The 1154-nt window shown below is 70.5% G+C and carries 1 protein-coding gene; it reads right to left on the reverse strand.

From position 1 onward, the window contains the following. A partial coding sequence (gene htpX / locus AC2W7C_RS18215; RefSeq protein WP_486002608.1) for a zinc metalloprotease HtpX occupies positions 1-924 on the reverse strand: 924 nt, incomplete at its 3' end. Positions 925-1154: the final 230 nt, after the last annotated feature.

Genomic DNA, 1154 nt, shown 5'->3' on the forward strand with positions numbered 1-1154 from the left:
CGAGGTCGGTGGCCGGGCGGGCGGGCGCGATCTCCGCGACGGGCGCGGGCCGCCGGGCCGGTCGGCCCGCATCGTCATCGCCAGTTCCGTCAGCGCCCGCACCCGGTTGCCGGTGGCGGGATGGGTCGAGAACAGATTGTCCGCCCCCTTGCCCGCCAGGGGGTTGATGATGAACAGCTGGCCCGAGGCCGGATTGCGCTCGGCGGTGGGGTTGTGAATGCGCCGGGCGTAGGCCTCGATCTTCTGCAGGGCCGAGGCCAGGGCGTTGGGGTCCTGGGCGATCTCGGCGCCGACGCGGTCGGCCTCGTACTCGCGGGCGCGGCTGATCGCCATCTGCACCAGGCCCGCCGCCATGGGCGCCAGGATCATGAGCGCCAGGGTCCCGATGATCCCGCCCGGACGCTCGCGGTCGTCGCCGCCGCCGAAGAACAGGGCGAAATTGGCCAGGGCCGCGATGGCGCCGGCGATGGTGGCCGTGACCGTCATCGTCAGGGTGTCGCGGTTCTTCACATGCGCCAGCTCGTGCGCCATCACGCCGCGGATCTCGTCGCGGGTCAGCATGTCCAGCAGGCCGGTCGTGGCGCACACGGCGGCGTTCTGCGGATTGCGGCCGGTGGCGAAGGCGTTCGGCTGGTCGTTCGGGATCAGGGCGATCATCGGGCGCGGCAGGCCGGCGCCCTGCGCCATCTGCACGATGTCGGCCACATAGGTGCGCACGACCGCATTGGGATGGTTCTCGTCCACCGGCTGGGCGCGGTACATGCGCAGCACGATCTTGTCGGCGTTCCAGTAGCTGAACACGTTCATTCCGCCGGCCAGCACGAGCGCGATCAGCATGCCCGGCACGCGGCCGATCAGGTAGCCGATGCCCATGAACAGCGCCGTCAGGACGGCCAGCAGGGCGAAGGTCTTCAGATGATTCATCGTCACTCGTGCGCGGGTTCGCTGGCGCCGGGAAGGCGCACGTCCAATTTGCGAATTGGAACGCACTGGCTCAAGGCAAGGACGCTGTGACCGATCATCCCACCCCAGACGACACGACCGCCCCCGCTTCGAGGCCGGCCCTCAACGCCGACATTCCGCATGCGACGCCCCGACAAGCCCGCTCGCCGAGGCCGCCCGCCGCGCTCTGCTGGAGGCCGCGGAACGCCGCG

Source organism: Brevundimonas sp. CURTG3B2_SDJG, assembly GCF_057364705.1.